Below are 18,885 nucleotides of genomic sequence, written 5' to 3' on the forward strand. Positions count from 1 at the left end.
GCCGGTCACTCTTCCGCGCCGTGCAGCTCCAGACGCCAGTCCTGGCCGGTGAGGTCCTTGCCGAAGGAGCGGTGGGGTTTCTCGGCGACGAGGACGAAGCCGTGGCGCTGGTAGATGCGGCGGGCGGACGTGAGGACGTCGTTGGTCCACAGGACGAGATCGCGGTAGCCGACCCCGCGGGCGAAGTCGATGACGGCCCGGACGAGCCGGTCGCCGATGCCGAGGCCGCGGGCGTCCGGTTCGACGAGCAGGAGCCGCAGGCGGGCGGTGGCGGGCGCCTCGTCCCGTACGCACATCACGCACCCCACCGGACGCCCGTCCAGCTCGGCGATCCACACCCTCTCCAGATGCGGATCGTGATCCTCGGCGAAGTCGGCGACGATCCTCGCGACCAGCCCCTCGTAGTCGGTGTTCCAGCCGTACTCGGCGGCGTACAGGGCGGCGTTGCGCTGCACGATCCAGCCGAGGTCGCCCGGGCCCGGTTCGCGCAGGACGGCGTCCTCGCGGCGTGGGCGGCCGTCGGAGAGGATCTCGCGGACGGTCCGCATCGCCTCGGACAGGCGGGGGCGGTCGGCGGACGGGACGGTGGCGAGCAGCGCGCCGACGCTCTCGTTCGCGCGCTCGGCCAGCAGGTCGGCGGTCTCGCGCCCGCGCGCGGTGAGCGTGATGCGGCGACGGCGGGGGTCGCGCAGGGACGGGGCGCGCTCGACGAGCCCGTCCTGCTCGAACTTGTTCAGGATGCGGCTCAGGTACCCGGCGTCCAGGGAGAGCTCGGTGCGCAGATCGGCCGCGTCCGTGCGCGGGGAGTGCGCGAGCTCGTACAGGACGCGGGACTCGGTGAGGGTGTAGGGGGCGTAGAGGTGGCGGCTGTAGTCGAGGGCGCCGATGACGTTCGTATAGAAACGGTTGAAGGCACGGATGTCCTGGACGCTCATGATCGTCGACCCCAGTGGTAGTCCTGGCTACGTTTCCGGATGGTTGACTCAGTCAGAGATACCGTTGGGTCGAGCGTAGGACGAGGGGCGCCGTGCGTCCATGGTTTTACGGTTTTACGGCGCCCGGTGCCCCGCCGTCGCTCTCCGTGCCGGGGGGGGCTGGGGTGGGCGCGGACCGACGGCGGGGGCGCGGTCCCCGGCGCAGCGGCAACTTCTCGGCCGGCCGAGTCCGGCGGCGGCCATCGCGCTGCGGGGGGTCTGGAGGCGGAGCCCCCAGGGCACGGCAGCTTCTCGGCCGACCGAGTCGGCTGGTGGGGTGGGCATAGGCCCGGGGTTCTGGGGGCGTAGCCCCCAGCGAGGCCCGCACCAACGCCGGCCACCCCTCAAAGCAGCGGCGTGATCATTCCCGCAGCGCCCCGGAGGGCAACGGCACGATCAGTCCCGCGGCCCCCCGGAGGACCCCCGCACCATCAGCTCCCCCCGAACCGTCGCGATCCCCCCGGGCGGCGGCTCCTCCCGCCCCATCGCGATGCGCCCGGCCCGCGCCCCCGCCTCCGCCAGCGGCAACCGCACCGTCGTAAGAGAAGGCACCGCGTCGATGCTGAACGGCAGGTCGTCGAAGCCCGCGACCGACACGTCCTCCGGAATCCGCAGCCCGGAGTCCCGCAGCGCCGCGCACGCCCCCAGCGCGACGGAGTCGTTCGCCGCGACCACGGCCGTCAGGGACGGGTCCCGCCGCACCAGCTCCAGCGTGGCCTCGTAGCCGGACTGCCGGTCATACCGCCCGTGCACGGTCCAGCGCGGGTCCTCCTCGATTCCGTGGGCCTCCAGCGCCGACCGGTGTCCCTCCAGGCGGTGGCGGGTGGTCGTACGCTCCTCCGGACCCGCGATGTAGCCCAGCCGCCGGTGCCCCAACCCGATCAGGTGTTCCGTCAACTCCCGCCCGCCCCCGCGGTTGTCGAAGGTCAGCGCGATCGCCCGGGTGTCCGGCGCCGGCGGCCGCCCGCACAGCACCACCCGCGTCCCCGCGTCCTCCAGCCTCCGCAGCTTCGCCGACATCGCCGCCCTGTGCGCCGCGTCCTCGATGGCCCCGCCGGTCAGCACGACCGCCGCCGCCCGCTGCCGCTGGAGCAGCGTCAAGTACGTCAGCTCCCGCTCGGGAGAGCCCCCGGTGTTGCACACCACCGCCAGCCGTTCCCCGCCGGCCCGCCCGCCCGGTCCCCCGATCTCCGACTGGATCGCACCGGCCATGATCCCGAAGAACGGGTCGGCGATGTCGTTCACCAGGATCCCGACCAGGTCGGACGTGGCCGCGGCCAGCGAGCTCGCCGGGCCGTTCAGTACGTAGTCAAGCTCGTCCACCGCCCGTAGCACCCGCTCACGGGTCGAGGCGGCGACGGGATAGTTCCCGTTCAGTACGCGCGACACCGTCGCAGGGGAGACCTGGGCGCGGGCCGCCACGTCCGCCAGGGTCACCGTCATCTCGTCGTCCTCCGGTCGCGCATCTCGTCGTACCTCGTCGTACCTCGTCGAACACGGGCCAACGGCCCCCACCGGTTCCCTCACCCATGGTGTCGAGCAGACCTTAAAGCCCCCGACCCCCGCTGTTCGTCCCCTCGAACAACTCAACCTCGTCACGGTCTTGTCCAGACCGCTGGTCAGAGGCTAGCTTCTCATTGGATAGAAAGCGCTTGCTGCAACGCTCATCAGTGGGGGCGTACGCGGCGCACACACTCGCGTACGACGCTGCGTACGACGCCTACGAAGGGAACGACGTGACACGCAAGACGGTGCGTATCGCCATGAACGGTGTGACCGGGCGCATGGGCTACCGCCAGCACCTGGTCCGCTCCATCCTGGCCCTCCGCGAGCAGGGCGGCCTCGACCTCGGCGACGGCACCGTGCTGTGGCCGGAGCCGATCCTGGTCGGCCGCCGCGAGCACGCCCTGAGGGCGCTCGCCGAGCAGCACGGTCTGGAGCACGTCTCGACGGACGTGGACGCGGTCCTCGCCGACCCGACCGTCGACCTCTACTTCGACGCCCAGGTCACCTCCGCCCGTGAGGAAGCGATCAAGAAGGCGATCGCCGCGGGCAAGCACATCTACACCGAGAAGCCCACGGCCACGGGGCTGGAAGGCGCCCTGGAGCTCGCGCGCCTCGCCGCCGACGCCGGCATCAAGCACGGCGTCGTCCAGGACAAGCTCTTCCTCCCGGGCCTGCTCAAGCTCAAGCGCCTCATCGACGGCGGCTTCTTCGGCCGCATCCTGTCCATCCGCGGCGAGTTCGGCTACTGGGTCTTCGAGGGGGACTGGCAGGCGGCCCAGCGCCCCTCCTGGAACTACCGCTCCGAGGACGGCGGCGGCATCGTCGTCGACATGTTCCCGCACTGGGAGTACGTGCTCCACGAGCTGTTCGGCCGCGTGAAGTCCGTCCAGGCCATCGCCACCACCCACATCCCGCAGCGCTGGGACGAGAACGGCAAGCCCTACGACGCCACCGCCGACGACGCCGCCTACGGCATCTTCGAGCTCGAGGGCGGCGCCATCGCGCAGATCAACTCCTCCTGGGCGGTCCGCGTCAACCGCGACGAGCTGGTGGAGTTCCAGGTGGACGGAACCGAGGGCTCGGCCGTCGCGGGCCTGCGCAACTGCCGCGTCCAGCACCGCTCGGCCACCCCCAAGCCGGTCTGGAACCCCGACATCCCCGCCACCGAGGTCTTCCGTGACCAGTGGCAGGAAGTGCCCGACAACGCCGAGTTCGACAACGGCTTCAAGGCCCAGTGGGAGCTGTTCCTCAGGCACGTCTACGCCGACGCCCCCTACCACTGGGACCTGCTCGCCGGCGCCCGCGGCGTCCAGCTCGCCGAGCTGGGTCTGGCGTCGTCTGCCGAGGGCCGCCGTATCGACGTACCGGAGATCGCGCTGTGACCATCCAACTGCCGGGTGCCGACGGGGTGCTGAGGTCCTACACCCCGCGCACCGAACCCCTCGCCCTCGCCACGGGCGCCCCCTTCACTTCCCGTACGGTCTTCTCCGCCGCCCACGTCGTGGCCGACCCGTACGCCGACGTGTCCCCCGACTCGCCCGCCGCCGTCGACTGGGACGCCACCCTCGCCTTCCGCCGCCACCTGTGGTCGCACGGGCTGGGCGTGGCGGAGGCCATGGACACCGCCCAGCGCGGAATGGGCCTGGACTGGGCGGGCGCGGCCGAGCTGATCCGCCGCAGCGCCGCCGAGGCGAAGGCGGTCGGCGGCCGGATCGCGTGCGGCGTGGGTACGGACCAGCTGGCCCCCACGGAGATCGGCTACCCGTACAGCCTCGACGAGATCCGGGCCGGGTACGAGGAGCAGCTCGCGGTGGTCGAGGAGTCGGGCTCCCAGGCCATCCTCATGGCCTCCCGGGCCCTGGCCGCCGTGGCCAAGAGCCCCGAGGACTACATGGAGGTCTACGGCCATCTCCTGCGCCAGTCCTCCGAGCCCGTGATCCTGCACTGGCTGGGCCCGATGTTCGACCCGGCGCTGGAGGGCTACTGGGGTTCGACCGATCTGGACGCGGCCACGAACACCTTCCTGGAGGTCATCGCCGCCCACCCCGACAAGGTCGACGGCATCAAGGTCTCCCTCCTGGACGCCCAGCGCGAGATCGACCTGCGCCGCAAGCTCCCCGACGGCGTCCGCTGCTACACCGGCGACGACTTCAACTACCCCGAGCTGATCGCGGGCGACGAGCAGGGCTTCAGCCACGCGCTGCTCGGCATCTTCGACCCGCTGGGGCCGCTGGCGGCCGAGGCGGTACGAGTCCTGGACACGGGCCACGTGCAGGGCTTCCGCGAACTCCTCGACCCCACCGTCGAGTTGTCCCGCCACCTCTTCCAGACCCCCACCCGCTTCTACAAGACCGGCGTGGTGTTCCTGGCGTGGCTCGCGGGCCACCAGTCGCACTTCACGATGGTCGGCGGCCTCCAGTCGGCCCGCTCCCTCCCGCACTTCGCCCGCGCCTACGAACTCGCCGACGGCCTGGGCCTGTTCCCGGACCCGAAGCTGGCGGAGGAGCGGATGAAGAGCCTGCTGAGCCTGTACGGAGTGAGCCAGTGACCGGCCTTGAACGCTTCTCCATCAACCAGATGACGGTCAAGCAGCTGTCGATGCCCGAACTGGTCGACGCCTGCGGCCAGTTGGGCGTCGCGAACGTCGGCCTCTGGCGTGAACCGGTCCAGTCGTACGGCCTGGAGGCGACGGCCAAGCTGGTCCGCGACGCGGGCCTGACCGTCACGACCCTCTGCCGCGGCGGCTTCTTCACGGCGATCGACCCGGCCGAGCGGGCCAAGGCGCTGGACGACAACCGCCGGGCGGTCGACGAGGCCGCCGCCCTCGGCACCGAGGTGCTGGTCCTGGTCTCCGGCGGTCTGCCGGCCGGCTCGAAGGACCTGCACGGGGCTCGGGAGCGGATCGCGGACGCCCTGGGGGAGCTGGGCCCGTACGCGGAGGACCGCGGCGTGAAGCTGGCCATCGAGCCGCTGCACCCGATGTACGCCTCCGACCGCTGTGTCGTCTCGACCCTCACCCAGGCCCTGGACCTCGCGGAACGCTTCCCGGCGCACCAGGTCGGCGTCACGGTGGACACGTACCACATCTGGTGGGACGACACGGCCCCGGAACAGATCGCCCGGGCCGGTGCCTCCGGCCGCATCCACACCTTCCAGCTCGCCGACTGGACCACGCCGTTGCCGGAGGGCGTCCTGACCGGCCGCGGCCAGATCGGCGACGGCTCGATCGACATGCGGGAGTGGAAGGGGTACGTGGAGGCTGCGGGGTACTCCGGGCCCATCGAGGTGGAGCTGTTCAACGACGGGCTGTGGGCGCGGGACGGGCGAGAGGTGCTCGCGGAGACGGCGGAGCGGTTCGTGGAACACGCGGGGTAACCGCTGCGCGTCCAGGAGGGAAGTCCCGCCCGCTGTTCTCCCGAGGACGGCGGGCGGGGCTTTCAGCCGCACCACGATCCGCCCGCCGGGCACGGCACGGGGACGACGACGGGACCGCTCTCCGATCCGTGGCAGTAGTGCCGACGACGCGTCGAACCAGCCCGTGACGACCGCCCGAGAAAAATTCCGCGGAGACAGTGCAACCCTCCCCCCACCCCGCGGGTCGTACTTGGCATCAGGACTTCTCGGAGGGGGATCTGGGGGGATCGCGGGGGTTCTGATGGGGGAGGGAAAGCCCGAGGGAGCCCGGTCGACGTACCGGGCTCCCTCGAAGCATCTGAGGCCGTCGGCATAGGACGGGGCCGTCAGAGGGGACGGGCGCCGTCAGAAGAAGACCCCGCACCTCAGCAGCACATTCGCGTACGGCCGCGCCTCCCCGGTGCGTACGACCAGACGCGCACCCCCCGACAGCTCCTTGAGCTTCTCGTGCGGAACCAGCGTCAGCTCGGGAAAGTGAGCGGACAGCAGCGCCGAAGCCGCCGGATTGGCGTGCCGTACCTCCGCCGCCGCCGTCGCGCCCTCCACCACCAGCTCGGCCAGCAGACCGTCCAGCACCTCGGCGAAGGACGGCACCCCGGCCCGGAAGGCGAGGTCCACGACCCGCGGGCCGTCGGGTATCGGCATGCCGGCGTCGCACACCAGCACCCCGTCCCCGTGGCCCAACTCGGCGAGCGCGCCGGAGAGATGGCGGTTCAGGATTCCTGACTTCTTCACGGCGCCTCGACCTCCGCCGCCGTAGGAAAGGAGTCCTGCGCGCCCTGCTTGGTGACGGCCGCCGCCCCGACCCGGGCCGCGTACGCCGCCGCCTCCGGCAGGGACGAGCCCGCGCCCAGCCGCCAGGCCAGCGCCGCGGTGAACGCGTCGCCCGCGCCGGTCGTGTCCACGGCGTCCACCCGCACGGACGGGACCCGGGTCACGCCCTCCGCGGAGGCCACCAGCGCGCCCTCCGCGCCCAGCGTCACCACCACCGACCGCGGCCCGCGCGCGAGCAGGATCCGCGCCCAGTCCTCGGGGGCCTCACCCACCCGCGCCTCGCCCAGGATCACCTTCGCCTCGTGCTCGTTGACGATCAGCGGGTCGCAGGCCGCCAGCACCTCCGGGGGCAGGGGCCGCGGCGGCGACGGGTTCAGCACGAAGCGGCTGTCCGGCGCCAGGTTCCGTACGACCTCCACGACCGTCTCCAGCGGGATCTCCAGCTGCGTCGAGACCACCCGGGAGGCGTGGAAGAGGCTGCCCGCTGCCCGGACGTCCTCGGGCGTCAGCCGGCCGTTCGCGCCCGGCGAGACCACGATGCTGTTGTCTCCCGACGGGTCCACCGTGATCAGCGCGACCCCGGTCGGCGCCCCGCCGACCAGCACGCCCACCGTGTCCACGCCGGCCGCCCGCTGCGAGTCGAGCAGCAGCCGGCCGTACGCGTCGTCGCCGACCCGGGCCAGCAGGGCCGTACGGGCCCCGAGCCGGGCGGCCGCGACCGCCTGGTTCGCGCCCTTGCCGCCCGGGTGGACGGCCAGGTCGGAGCCGAGCACGGTCTCCCCGGCCTCGGGCCGGCGCTCGACACCGATCACCAGGTCGGCGTTGGCCGACCCTACGACCAGGAGGTCGTAGTCGTACATGAGATGTCTCCCCGCATAGATGGCTTGGGGCGGACGGCCGAAGCGACCGCCCGCCCGTTCCCCGATGTCAGCCGCTGAACCCGGCCACGTTCGCCTCCGTGACCACCTTCACCGGCACCTTCACCGTCTGCTCGACCTTCTTGCCCTGGAGCGCCTTCAGCGCGTTGTCCACGGCGATCTTCCCCAGCTGGGTCGGCTGCTGTGCCACTGACGCGTACAGCGTGCCGTCCTTGACCGCGTTCAGGCCGTCGGGCGTGCCGTCGAAGCCGACCACGGAGACCGACTTGCCGGCCTTGGAGCCCAGCGCCTTGATCGCGCCGAGGGCCATCTCGTCGTTGGCGGCGATGACGCCCTGGACGTCCGGGTGCGCCTGGAGCAGGTTCGACATCACGTCGAGGCCCTTGGTGCGGTCGAAGTCGGCCGGCTGCTGGGCCACGACCTGGATGCCCGGGTAGGCCTTCAGGCCCTGGGCGAAGCCCTCGGCGCGCTCGCGGGCTGCGGACGTACCCGCCTGGCCCTGGAGGATCACGATCTTGCCCTTGCCGCCGAGCTTGTCCGCGATCGTCCTGGCGGCGAGCTCACCGCCGGCGACGTTGTCGGAGGCGACCAGCGCCTCCGTCGTGGCCTTGTTGACGACTCGGTCGACGGCGATGACCGGGATCTTCGCCTTGTCGGCGGCCCGCACCGACGGGCCCGCCGCGTCCGAGTCCACCGGGTTGACGATGATCGCGTCGAAGCCCGAACTGGTGAAGTTCTGCAGCTGGTTGGCCTGCTGGGAGGCGTCGTTCTGGGCGTCCGTGACGGTCAGGTCCACGCCCTGCTTCTTCGCCTCGGCCTGGGCACCCGCCCGGATCTGCACGAAGAAGGGGTTGTTGAGGGTGGACAGGGACAGACCGACCTTCGGCGTCGACGCGGACGAGGAGCCGTTGTGCAGGAAGGAGGTCGCGCCGACGATCGCCACGGTGACCACGGCGGCCAGCGCGTATGTCGTCGCCTGCTTGCCCTTGCCGCCACCCGTGCCCGCGGCCACCGGGGTCGCCCCGGCCTTGCGGCGCAGGGTGTCGAGCAGCACCGCCAGCGCGATCACGACACCGATGACGACCTGCTGCCAGAAGGCGGACACCGACAGGAGGTTGAGCCCGTTCCTCAGCACCGCCAGGATCAGCGCGCCGATCAGTGTGCCGGACGCCTTGCCGGTGCCGCCCGCGAGGGAGGCGCCGCCGATGACGACCGCGGCGATCGCGTCCAGCTCGTAGCCGTCGGCTGCCTGCGGCTGCGCGGACGACAGCCGGGAGGCGAGCACGACACCCGCGGCGGCGGCGAACACGCCGGACAGGGCGTAGATGGCGAGCTTCTGCTTCTTCACGCGCAGGCCGGACAGCCGGGCGGCCTCCTCGTTGCCGCCGATCGCGTACATGGAGCGGCCGATGTACGTCCGGCCGAGCACGAACGCGGCGATCAGACCCATCACGACCATCACGAGCACCGGCACCGGCAGCCAGCCGCCGAGCGTGTCCCCGAGGTGCGAGACGGAGTCGGGGAAGGCGATCGGCGAGCCCTCGGAGATCACCAGCGACAGACCGCGGGCCACCGACAGCATGGCGAGCGTCGCGATGAACGGCGGCAGCTTGCCGTAGGCGATGAGGAAGCCGTTGACCAGGCCGGCCGCGATGCCGGTGGCGACGGCCAGGACGACCGCTATGACGACCGGGACGCCGTGCGAAGTGGCGCTCCAGGCGAGGACGGTGGCCGACAGGGCCGCCACCGAGCCGACCGACAGGTCGATGCCCGCCGAGACGATCACGAAGGTCACGCCGAAGGCGAGGATGGCGGTCACGGCCGCCTGGACGCCGACGTTCAGGAGGTTGTCGGTGGTCAGGAAGTCCCCGGACAGCACCGACATGGCGACGACGAGGACGATCAGCGCGGTGAGCGCGCCGTTGTCGAGGAGCAGACGGCGGACCGCCGCGGCGCCACCGGCGCCCGATGTGCTCTTGAGCGTGTCAGCGGCCACGGCCGGCCTCCGGTTCAGTGGTAGTGGGTGTACTGACGGCGAGTGCCATGACCGCGTCCTGCGTGGCCTCGTCGGCGGACAGCTCGCCCGCGATCCGGCCCTGCGCCATCACCAGCACCCGGTCGCTCATGCCGAGCACCTCGGGCAGATCGCTGGAGATCATCAGGACGGCGGCACCGGCGGCCGTCAGTTCGTTGATGAGCTGGTAGATCTCGACCTTGGCGCCGACGTCGATCCCGCGCGTCGGCTCGTCGAGGATCAGCACCTTGGTGTCGGCGAGGAGCCACTTGCCGATGACGACCTTCTGCTGGTTGCCGCCGGAGAGGGTCCGCACGTGCTGGCCGAGTCCGGCCATCCGCACACCCAGCTGCTCGGCGATCCGCGCCGCCGACTCGCGCCGGCCCCTGAGGTCGACGAGCCCCGCGCGGGTCGCGGCGCGCATGGTCACCAGCCCGAGGTTCTCCTCGACGGAGGCGTCCAGTACCAGCCCCTGGCCCTTGCGGTCCTCGGGTACCAGGCCGATGCCCGCGGTCATCGCCGCGTTGACGTCGTACCGGGGGACCGAGGCGCCCAAGACCTTGACGGCCCCCTTGTCGTACGGATCCGCCCCGAACACGGCCCGCACGACCTCCGTACGGCCGGCCCCGACGAGCCCCGCGATGCCGACGACCTCGCCCGCGTGCACCTCGAAGGTGACGTCGTGGAAGACACCGTCCCGGGTCAGCCCCTCGACGGTGAGCAACGCGGCCCCGGCGTCGGCCCGTTCGCGCGGGTACTGCTGCTCGATCGACCGCCCCACCATGAGCCGTACGAGCTCGTCCTCGGGCGTGTCGGCGGAGACCTGCCCGACGCTCCTGCCGTCGCGGATGACGGTCACGCGGTCGCCGAGGGCGGCGATCTCCTCCAGGTGATGCGTGATGAAGACGATCCCGACCCCGTCCTCGCGCAGCTTGCGCACGATCGCGAAGAGCTTCTCCACCTCCTCGGAGGTGAGCACGGCGGTCGGCTCGTCCATGATCAGCACGCGGGCGTTCAGGCTCAGCGCCTTGGCGATCTCGACCATCTGCAGGCGCGCGATGCCGAGTTCACGCACACGCGCGCGTGGGGACACGTTCACGCCGACCCGCTCCAGGAGGACGGCGGCGTCGGCCTCCATCCTCTTGCGGTCGATCATCCCCAGGCGGCGCGGCTGCCGTCCCAGGAAGATGTTCTCGGCGACCGTCAGATCGGGAACGAGGTTGAACTCCTGGTAGATGGTGGCGATCCCGAGGCGCTCGGAGTCCTGCGCACCGTGGATGCGCACCTCCTCGCCGCCGGCCAGGATCCGCCCGGCGTCGGGGGTGTAGGCGCCGGAGAGCATCTTGATGAGGGTGCTCTTGCCCGCGCCGTTCTCACCGAGGAGCACATGAACCTCGCCCCGGCGCAGGTCGAAGTCGACGCCGTCGAGCGCGACCACGCCCGGGAAGGCCTTGCGTATGCCCTCGATGCGCAGCAACTCGTCCGGGTTGCTCACGAGTGACTCCTTCTTACGGGGGACCGCACAGCGGGGGACTGTGCGGGGGGCGGCTCGGGGGGAGCCGGTTCGCCGCACGAGCGGCGGACGACGAGACGGGCGGGGAGGGTGACGGACTCGGGGGGCCGTCCCTCGATGAGGTCGACCAGCGCGCGCACGGCGGCGCGCCCCAGCTCGCCCGTGGGCTGGGCGATCGCGGTGATCGGCGGATCGGTGTGCACGAACCACGGGATGTCGTCGAAGGCGGCCAGAGCGATGCCGTCCGGAACACGCATCCCACGCGCGCGTACGGCGTCCAGCGCGCCCAGTGCCATCAGGTTGTCGGCCGCGAAGACGACCTCGGGCGGCTCGGGCAGGTCGAGGAACCCCTCGGTGACCCGCCGCCCGCTCTCGGCCTGGAAGTCGCCCTGGCCTATGTAGGTGTCGGGGAGGGGGATGCCGTACTCGGCCAGGGCTTCTCGAAAGGCATCGACGCGCTCGCTGCCGGTGGTGGTGGCCGCCGGCCCCGCGATGATCGCGAGCCGCCGGTGTCCCAGCCCGTGCAGATGGGCGACGAGGTCCCGTACGGCGGCCCGCCCGTCCGCCCGTACCACCGGCACGTCCACCCCCGGGATCCACCGGTCCACGAAGACCATCGGCGTTCCCCCGCGCGCGGCGTCCAGCATCAGCGGCGAGCCGCCGTCGGTGGGGGAGACCAGCAGCCCGTCGATACGGCGGTCCAGCAGGTTCCGTACGTGGTGGTCCTGGAGGTCGGGCCGCTCGTCGGCGTTGCCGATGATGACGCTGTAGCCCAGCGCCCGGGCCTCCTCCTCGACGGAGCGGGCCAGTTCGGTGAAGTACGGGTTCATCACGTCGCTGATGACCAGGCCGAGGGTGTGGGTCTGGTCGGTGCGCAGCGAACGGGCGACGGCGTTCGGGCGGTAGCCCAGCGTCTCGACGGCGGCCAGGACGCGCGTGCGTGCGTCCGCGCTGACGGACGGGTGGTCGTTCAGCACGCGCGACACCGTGGCGACGGAGACCCCCGCCTCGGTGGCGACGTCCTTGATGCTCGCCATCGCCGGTCCACCTCCTCGTGGAATCGATTACATCGACGCTCGTGGAGGATTGGAATCGATTACAGGCGATGGGGCAAGACCCCGAGACCGGATCGTGACCTGGGGGTGTGTCAGGCGAGAGCCGTCAGCATCGCAGGCTGTAACTGGCCGGTTACCCTCGCCGGGGGGTGGCATCACTCCTCGTCTCTTTGTCCTGCTTTTCCTGTCGTGAACTTTTGGGCCGGCGGTGGACTGTTCTAAATGGCGTAGCCCCATACGGTGACCATGTAAGCGCCGTACCAGGATCCGAAAAGCGCCACGACGGCCAGCGTGATGATGGCGGTTCGCGCGCGTACGCGGGCGAGGGCGCGGGCGACGGGAATGACGAAGACCAGCGCGGGAATCAGCAGGCGCAGCTTGGAGTGGTAGTAATTGCTCTGCCCGAGCGTGGTGATCAGGACGGCGGTGCCGTAGACCACCAGGGGTGGCCAGATGTCGTCGGACCAGGCGATCACGGTGGCGGCCACGAGGGCGAGGATCAGCAGGGCCGTGCTGACGGGGACCCAGCCGTCGCCGCCGGAGAGGGTCCTGACGAGGAATTCGGTGAAGGCGTTGCCGTTGTCCCAGCGGGTGCTCCAGCCCGCCTCCTGGATCCTGAACCAGGCGTCGGACTGTCCGGTGCGCAGACCCACCCATCCCACGTACGCGGGAATGCCGCAGTAGGACAGCAGCAGGGCGGTCGGCGGGCGCCAGGTGATGCGGCGCTCACGGCGCAGGTGCAGGACGACGGCGACGCCCAGGGCCACGATCAAGGCGACGGCGACGGGCCGGGTCAGGCCGGCCAGCAGCGTGAGCACGCCCGCTGTCAGCCAGGCCTTCCGGTGGGTCGCCAGCAGCGCACCGGCCGCCAGGGCGAGGAAGAGGGACTCGCTGTAGGCCATGAAGAACACCAGCGCCATCGGCTGGGCGCAGGCCAGCAGGAAGGTCGCGATGCCCGCGGTCCGCCGGTCGTACAGGCGGAGCAGGAGCCGGTGGACGCATATGAGCCCGGCCAGCAGGGCGGCATGGGAGGCGACGAGTGCGGCGGCCTCGTAGTCGAGTCCGGTCAGGGTGTGAACGACGCGGACGAGGAACGGGTAGGCCGGGAAGAAGGCCAGGGTGCCGCCGGTGAGGCCGTCCGCCGTGAAGGAGAAGTCCCGGGGATAGCCGTTGCGCGCGATGTCCAGGAACCACTGGCCGTCCCACGACAGCAGCCGGTCGTGGACCCCCGGGCCGTCCGGCGGGTTCATCACGGCCAGCATCACGAGGTGCAGCAGGAGCGCCGCTCCGTAGACGGCGAGGGGGAAGCGCGACGCGTGAGCGATCCGGAGCCATCGTTCCCGGTACGGCGGTACCGGCGGTGGCGCGTCGGACGGCTCGGTCCGCGGCACCGCGGGCGGGGCCGGTTCAACCGGGGCCGGTTCAGCGTCTGTCGCTGTGACGGGGGACGCGGTCGCGGCAGGAGGGGGAACGGTACTTCCGGCCGGTCGCTTCTGTTCGGCGAGGCAGGGGTGTGACGACATGTGGGGGGTTCACGTTTCTTGCTTCGGAATGCGCTGATCTAGTGCTTCGAATTCACTGGAAAATGCTGAGTCAACCCGGTCCGGGACTTGGAGCGGGGCGCGCTTTTGCGTTCGGCGTGAGAGGCGCGGGGAGAGTTCCGGGGGTGTTCTCATTTAGTGCGGAACGCCCCGGGGCCACGGTCGATGGGTTCTTCGAAAGCGCCGGTGATATCACGAGAAAGATCAGCGTGACGGCTGCGCACAAGCCGACGAGAAAGACCCCTGTGGCGTATCTGCGCCGACGCTTCTGACGGCTCGCAGGGAAAGTGTCGTCCCGGCTCTGTGGAGGCAGTGGCATTGCGGCTTCTCCGGGTGTGGATCGGCGGGGGGATCCTCCAAGGGCCGGATTCCGCTTGGAGGCGATCGCGAGTCTGCTCCTCTTGGTGAGCCCTTGAAGCCTCTCATAGGAAGGTCGAAAGAAAGGCGTAAATTGATTGCTTGAAGTGTAAAGTTGTGAGTTCTAATTGTGAATTGATTGTGAAAGGCAAGCCTCTTTCCGGTTACTGACCGGTCGTTTTCCATGGGTCGCTTTCCGGTCGCCTGCCGGGCGGAGGCGGTCCACGCTGGAGGTATGGAGCGGTTTCCTCGAGGTCCTGAGGGGCCGGAGCGGAGGAGTCATGACGGCGGCGACTCGCGACGACGTACCCGTCGCTCTCGAAGGCGACGGCGTGGAACTGCGGCTGATGCCGATCGGCGGCGGCCTGTCGGTCGGCTACATCCGCCTCCCACAGGGCACGGACATGGGCCCGGCCCTCAAGGGCATGCCCGACGACGCGTGCCAGTGTCCGCACTGGGGCTACCTGTTGAAGGGCCGGCTGAGGATGCGGACGGCCGAGGGTGAAGAGATCTACGAGGCGGGGCAGGCGTACTACTGGGCGCCCGGCCATGTCCCGACAGCCCTGGAGGACTGCGAGTTCGTGGAGTTCTCCCCGACGGACGACTTCAAGAAGGTGATCGACCACGTGGTGGCCCAGTCCGGATGAGCTGTCGGTGCCGGGCGGTACCGTCGGATCATGGCCCAACCAACGGGGAGCGAAGAGCGTCGACCGGCCGTGCTCGAAGGCGTCCTGGAGCGGATCACGTACGCCAACGAGGAGAACGGCTACACGGTCGCGCGCGTGGACACCGGCCGAGGCGGCGGCGACCTTCTCACGGTCGTCGGCGCGCTGCTCGGGGCCCAGGTCGGCGAGGCCCTGCGCATGGAGGGCCGCTGGGGCTCCCATCCGCAGTACGGCAAGCAGTTCACCGTCGAGAACTACACGACCGTCCTCCCGGCCACCGTCCAGGGCATCCGCCGCTACCTCGGCTCCGGCCTGGTCAAGGGAATCGGCCCGGTCTTCGCCGACCGCATCACCCAGCACTTCGGCCTGGACACCCTGAGGATCATCGAGGAGGAGCCGAAGCGGCTGATCGAGGTCCCCGGCCTCGGCCCCAAGCGCACCAAGAAGATCGCCGACGCCTGGGAGGAACAGAAGGCGATCAAGGAGGTCATGCTCTTCCTCCAGACCGTCGAGGTGTCCACCTCGATCGCGGTGCGCATCTACAAGAAGTACGGCGACGCCTCGATCTCGGTCGTCAAGAACCAGCCCTACCGCCTGGCCGCCGACGTCTGGGGCATCGGCTTCCTCACCGCCGACAAGATCGCCCAGTCCGTCGGCATCCCGCACGACAGCCCGGAGCGCGTCAAGGCGGGCCTGCAGTACGCCCTGTCGCAGTCCACCGACCAGGGCCACTGCTACCTCCCCGAGGAGCAGCTGATCGCGGACGCGGTGAAGCTGCTCCAGGTCGACACGGGCCTGGTCATCGAGTGCCTCGCCGAGCTCGCGGCGCCCCCGGAGGAGGGGGAGGACCCCGGTGTCGTACGGGAGAAGGTCCCCGGACCGGACGGCGATCCCGTCACGGCCGTCTACCTCGTCCCCTTCCACCGGGCCGAACTCTCCCTCTCCGCCCAGCTGTTGCGCCTGCTGCGCACCGACCAGGACCGGATGCCCGGCTTCAGGGACGTGGCCTGGGACAAGGCGCTGGGCTGGCTCGCCTCCCGCACGGGGACCGACCTCGCCCCCGAGCAGGAGGCCGCCGTCAAGCTGGCGCTCACCGAGAAGGTCGCGGTCCTCACCGGCGGCCCCGGCTGCGGCAAGTCCTTCACCGTCCGCTCGATCGTGGAGCTGGCCCGCGCCAAGAAGGCCAAGGTCGTGCTCGCCGCCCCCACCGGCCGCGCCGCCAAACGCCTGTCCGAGCTCACCGGCGCCGAGGCCTCCACCGTCCACCGCCTGCTGGAGCTCAAGCCCGGCGGCGACGCGGCCTACGACAAGGACCGCCCGCTGGACGCCGACCTGGTGGTGGTCGACGAGGCCTCCATGCTGGACCTGCTGCTAGCCAACAAGCTCGTGAAGGCCGTACCCCCGGGCGCCCGTCTCCTCTTCGTCGGGGACGTGGACCAGCTGCCCAGCGTCGGCGCCGGCGAGGTCCTGCGCGACCTGCTCGCCGACGGCGGCCCCATCCCGGCCGTGCGCCTCACGCGCGTGTTCCGTCAGGCCCAGCAGTCGGGGGTGGTGACCAACGCGCACCGGATCAACTCCGGGCAGCACCCGGTCACCGACGGCATGAAGGACTTCTTCCTCTTCGTCGAGGACGACACGGAGGCGGTCGGCCGGCTCACGGTGGACGTGGCGGCCCGGCGGATTCCGGCCAAGTTCGGCCTCGACCCGCGCCGGGACGTGCAGGTGCTCGCGCCCATGCACCGGGGGCCGGCCGGCGCGGGCACCCTCAACGGCCTGCTCCAGCAGGCCATCACCCCGGGCCGCCCCGACCTGTCGGAGAAGCGGTTCGGCGGCCGGGTCTTCCGCGTCGGCGACAAGGTCACCCAGATCCGCAACAATTACGAGAAAGGCGAGAACGGCGTCTTCAACGGCACCGTGGGCGTGGTCACCTCGCTCGACCCGGTCGACCAGCGCCTGACGGTGCTGACGGACGAGGACGAGGAGGTGCCGTACGAATTCGACGAGCTGGACGAACTGGCCCACGCGTACGCGGTGACGATCCACCGTTCACAGGGAAGTGAATATCCGGCGGTGGTGATCCCGGTCACCACCAGTGCCTGGATGATGCTTCAGCGCAACCTGCTGTACACGGCGGTCACCCGCGCCAAGAAGCTGGTCGTGCTCGTCGGTTCACGCAAGGCGATCGGCCAGGCGGTGCGCACGGTGTCGGCGGGACGACGCTGTACGGCCCTGGACTTCCGGCTCTCGGGCGCCTGACCCGACGGCTTCCGGCCACTTCGGACAGGCATCCCCAAAAAATGATCGATCAAATGAGTCGTGAAGGTCACAGAGCCTTTCCAGATGGGGAACAGAGGGGGCAGGATGAGGTAGTTGGCGGCACTGAGTGCCGCCGATAAGCCCAATGGCCGACCCCGAGTGCACTCTCCTGCGCCAAATGGGGGATGGTAGAGACAGTCAGGGCAACCTCGAAGATGAGGCACAACGTCGGTGAGGGAAGACGTGAGCGACAACTCTGTAGTACTGCGGTACGGCGACGGCGAGTACACCTACCCGGTGATCGACAGCACCGTCGGCGACAAGGGCTTCGACATCGGCAAGCTCCGCGCCCAGACCGGTCTGGTGACGCTGGACAGCGGCTACGGCAACACCGCCGCCTATAAATCCTCCATTACGTACCTGGACGGCGAGGCCGGCATCCTCCGGTACCGCGGCTACCCGATCGAGCAGCTGGCCGAGCGCTCCACCTTCCTGGAGGTCGCCTACCTGCTCATCAACGGCGAGCTGCCGACCGTCGACGAGCTTGCCACCTTCAGGAACGACATCACGCAGCACACCCTGCTGCACGAGGACGTCAAGAACTTCTACAAGGGCTTCCCGCGCGACGCTCACCCGATGGCCATGCTGTCGTCGGTCGTCTCGGCGCTGTCGACGTTCTACCAGGACAGCCACAACCCGTTCGACGAGCGCCAGCGCAATCTCTCCACGATCCGTCTGCTCGCCAAGCTCCCGACGATCGCGGCGTACGCGTACAAGAAGTCGATCGGTCACCCGTTCGTCTACCCGCGCAACGACCTCGGCTACGTCGAGAACTTCCTCCGCATGACCTTCTCGGTCCCCGCGCAGGAGTACGAGCTCGACCCGACCGTGGTCTCCGCCCTGGACAAGCTGCTGATCCTGCACGCGGACCACGAGCAGAACTGTTCGACGTCGACGGTCCGCCTGGTGGGTTCGTCCCAGGCCAACATGTTCGCGTCGATCTCGGCCGGTATCAACGCGCTCTGGGGCCCGCTGCACGGCGGCGCCAACCAGTCCGTCCTGGAGATGCTCGAGGGCATCCGCGACGCCGGCGGCGACGTCGACTCCTTCATCCGCAAGGTGAAGAACAAGGAGGACGGCGTCCGTCTGATGGGCTTCGGCCACCGGGTCTACAAGAACTTCGACCCGCGCGCCAAGATCATCAAGGCGGCGGCGCACGACGTGCTCTCGGCCCTCGGCAAGTCCGACGAACTGCTGGACATCGCGCTGAAGCTGGAGGAGCACGCGCTCTCCGACGACTACTTCGTCTCGCGCAGCCTCTACCCGAACGTCGACTTCTACACCGGCCTGATCTACCGCGCCATGGGCTTCCCGACCGAGATGTTCACGGTCCTGTTCGCCCTCGGCCGCCTCCCCGGCTGGATCGCCCAGTGGCACGAGATGATCAAGGAGCCCGGCTCCCGCATCGGCCGCCCGCGCCAGATCTACACGGGCGTGGTGGAGCGCGACTTCGTTCCGGTCGAGGCCCGCTGAGCCGTACACCCTGGGCCCCGCGCCCGACTTCGGTCGGGTGCGGGGCCTTGTCGGTTGTCACCGCACGCATCACCGCTGTCACCGCATACAGCAGAAGGCGCCCTGGCGTCGGTCCCCCCACGGGCCGACGTCCAGGGCGCCTTCCCGTGTCCCGGTACGGATTCCCCCCACGGGATCCGGCCGGGCGTCTGGAGAACCAGCGCCTGAATCGCTGTGTTGCGGTACTGCTTGGTGCTGCCGTTGAGCAGAACGAGCAAAACTCCTCGTACTACTCGTGTGTGCGGTCTGCCGGGACAGCGCACGCCGGGAGGGCCGCTCAAAGCTTCCCGGTGTACGTGCCCCGGCAACGCATCTCTGGGGAAGTCCCCCAAGACATCCCCAGATGCCAGTCTGCGCCCCCCAAGA

At 70.1% G+C, this 18,885-nt stretch carries 14 protein-coding genes; 6 read left to right on the forward strand and 8 right to left on the reverse strand.

The window, feature by feature from the left end; genetic code table 11:
* Positions 1-5: 5 nt before the first annotated feature.
* Both ABT063_RS07825 and ABT063_RS07830 read right to left on the reverse strand, forming a co-directional pair.
* Positions 6-935 (reverse strand): bifunctional helix-turn-helix transcriptional regulator/GNAT family N-acetyltransferase, encoded by a 930-nt coding sequence (locus tag ABT063_RS07825; protein ID WP_351056305.1) that lies wholly within the window; start codon positions 933-935, stop codon positions 6-8.
* A gap of 435 nt (positions 936-1,370) precedes the next feature.
* Positions 1,371-2,417, reverse strand: a complete 1,047-nt coding sequence (locus ABT063_RS07830) for a LacI family DNA-binding transcriptional regulator (RefSeq protein ID WP_351056306.1) — start codon at positions 2,415-2,417, stop codon at positions 1,371-1,373.
* A 293-nt stretch (positions 2,418-2,710) separates the two neighbouring features.
* Between ABT063_RS07830 and ABT063_RS07835 the strand changes: the two genes are divergently transcribed.
* From ABT063_RS07835 to ABT063_RS07845, 3 genes are read left to right on the forward strand one after another with little or no spacing between them, the layout of a single operon-like run.
* Positions 2,711-3,862: a Gfo/Idh/MocA family protein gene (locus tag ABT063_RS07835; protein WP_351056307.1), complete on the forward strand. Its 1,152-nt coding sequence runs from the start codon at positions 2,711-2,713 to the stop codon at positions 3,860-3,862.
* The gene (locus ABT063_RS07840; protein ID WP_351056308.1) at positions 3,859-5,028 is read left to right on the forward strand and encodes a dihydrodipicolinate synthase family protein; all 1,170 of its coding nucleotides are present in this window, start codon (positions 3,859-3,861) and stop codon (positions 5,026-5,028) included. The genes ABT063_RS07835 and ABT063_RS07840 overlap by 4 nt, the downstream gene beginning before the upstream one ends.
* A gap of 29 nt (positions 5,029-5,057) precedes the next feature.
* Positions 5,058-5,855 carry a sugar phosphate isomerase/epimerase family protein gene (locus ABT063_RS07845; RefSeq protein ID WP_351056462.1) on the forward strand — a complete coding sequence of 266 codons (798 nt, stop codon included), beginning with the start codon at positions 5,058-5,060 and terminating at the stop codon, positions 5,853-5,855.
* Between the two features lie 384 nt (positions 5,856-6,239).
* Here ABT063_RS07845 and rbsD read toward each other — a convergent pair whose 3' ends face one another.
* The 6 genes from rbsD to ABT063_RS07875 form a co-directional block, all read right to left on the reverse strand.
* Entirely contained in the window at positions 6,240-6,629 is a 390-nt protein-coding gene (gene rbsD / locus ABT063_RS07850) for a D-ribose pyranase (RefSeq protein ID WP_351056309.1), read from the reverse strand.
* Positions 6,626-7,528, reverse strand: a complete 903-nt coding sequence (locus tag ABT063_RS07855) for a ribokinase (RefSeq protein WP_351056310.1) — start codon at positions 7,526-7,528, stop codon at positions 6,626-6,628. The genes rbsD and ABT063_RS07855 overlap by 4 nt, the downstream gene beginning before the upstream one ends.
* A gap of 67 nt (positions 7,529-7,595) precedes the next feature.
* Positions 7,596-9,542 carry an ABC transporter permease/substrate-binding protein gene (locus ABT063_RS07860; protein WP_351056311.1) on the reverse strand — a complete coding sequence of 649 codons (1,947 nt, stop codon included), beginning with the start codon at positions 9,540-9,542 and terminating at the stop codon, positions 7,596-7,598.
* Positions 9,532-11,055 (reverse strand): sugar ABC transporter ATP-binding protein, encoded by a 1,524-nt coding sequence (locus ABT063_RS07865; RefSeq protein WP_351056312.1) that lies wholly within the window; start codon positions 11,053-11,055, stop codon positions 9,532-9,534. Before ABT063_RS07865 ends, ABT063_RS07860 begins: the two co-directional genes overlap by 11 nt.
* Positions 11,052-12,110 (reverse strand): LacI family DNA-binding transcriptional regulator, encoded by a 1,059-nt coding sequence (locus ABT063_RS07870; protein WP_351056313.1) that lies wholly within the window; start codon positions 12,108-12,110, stop codon positions 11,052-11,054. Before ABT063_RS07870 ends, ABT063_RS07865 begins: the two co-directional genes overlap by 4 nt.
* A 236-nt stretch (positions 12,111-12,346) precedes the next feature.
* Positions 12,347-13,519: a mannosyltransferase family protein gene (locus ABT063_RS07875; protein WP_351056314.1), complete on the reverse strand. Its 1,173-nt coding sequence runs from the start codon at positions 13,517-13,519 to the stop codon at positions 12,347-12,349.
* Between the two features lie 788 nt (positions 13,520-14,307).
* On the opposite strand from ABT063_RS07875, the gene ABT063_RS07880 reads away from it, so the two are divergent.
* From ABT063_RS07880 to ABT063_RS07890, 3 genes are all read left to right on the forward strand, one after another.
* Positions 14,308-14,673, forward strand: coding sequence for a cupin domain-containing protein (locus tag ABT063_RS07880; protein ID WP_351056315.1), 366 nt, complete (start codon positions 14,308-14,310; stop codon positions 14,671-14,673).
* A gap of 30 nt (positions 14,674-14,703) precedes the next feature.
* Positions 14,704-16,947 carry an SF1B family DNA helicase RecD2 gene (recD2, locus tag ABT063_RS07885; RefSeq protein ID WP_351056316.1) on the forward strand — a complete coding sequence of 748 codons (2,244 nt, stop codon included), beginning with the start codon at positions 14,704-14,706 and terminating at the stop codon, positions 16,945-16,947.
* Between the two features lie 243 nt (positions 16,948-17,190).
* The gene (locus tag ABT063_RS07890) at positions 17,191-18,480 is read left to right on the forward strand and encodes a citrate synthase (RefSeq protein WP_351056317.1); all 1,290 of its coding nucleotides are present in this window, start codon (positions 17,191-17,193) and stop codon (positions 18,478-18,480) included.
* The last annotated feature ends 405 nt before the right edge of the window (positions 18,481-18,885 follow it).

Source organism: Streptomyces sp. NPDC002838 (assembly GCF_040295365.1).
Classification (GTDB): Bacteria; Actinomycetota; Actinomycetes; order Streptomycetales; family Streptomycetaceae; genus Streptomyces.

Bases quoted from the DNA above. Each gene is read 5' to 3' on its own strand.
- ABT063_RS07825 (WP_351056305.1), bottom strand. From the start codon at position 935: ATGAGCGTCCAGGACATCCGTGCCTTCAACCGTTTCTATACGAACGTC.
- ABT063_RS07830 (WP_351056306.1), bottom strand. From the start codon at position 2,417: ATGACGGTGACCCTGGCGGACGTGGCGGCCCGCGCCCAGGTCTCCCCT.
- ABT063_RS07845 (WP_351056462.1), top strand. From the start codon at position 5,058: ATGACGGTCAAGCAGCTGTCGATGCCCGAACTGGTCGACGCCTGCGGC.
- ABT063_RS07855 (WP_351056310.1), bottom strand. From the start codon at position 7,528: ATGTACGACTACGACCTCCTGGTCGTAGGGTCGGCCAACGCCGACCTG.
- ABT063_RS07870 (WP_351056313.1), bottom strand. From the start codon at position 12,110: ATGGCGAGCATCAAGGACGTCGCCACCGAGGCGGGGGTCTCCGTCGCC.
- ABT063_RS07880 (WP_351056315.1), top strand. From the start codon at position 14,308: ATGACGGCGGCGACTCGCGACGACGTACCCGTCGCTCTCGAAGGCGAC.
- recD2 (WP_351056316.1), top strand. From the start codon at position 14,704: ATGGCCCAACCAACGGGGAGCGAAGAGCGTCGACCGGCCGTGCTCGAA.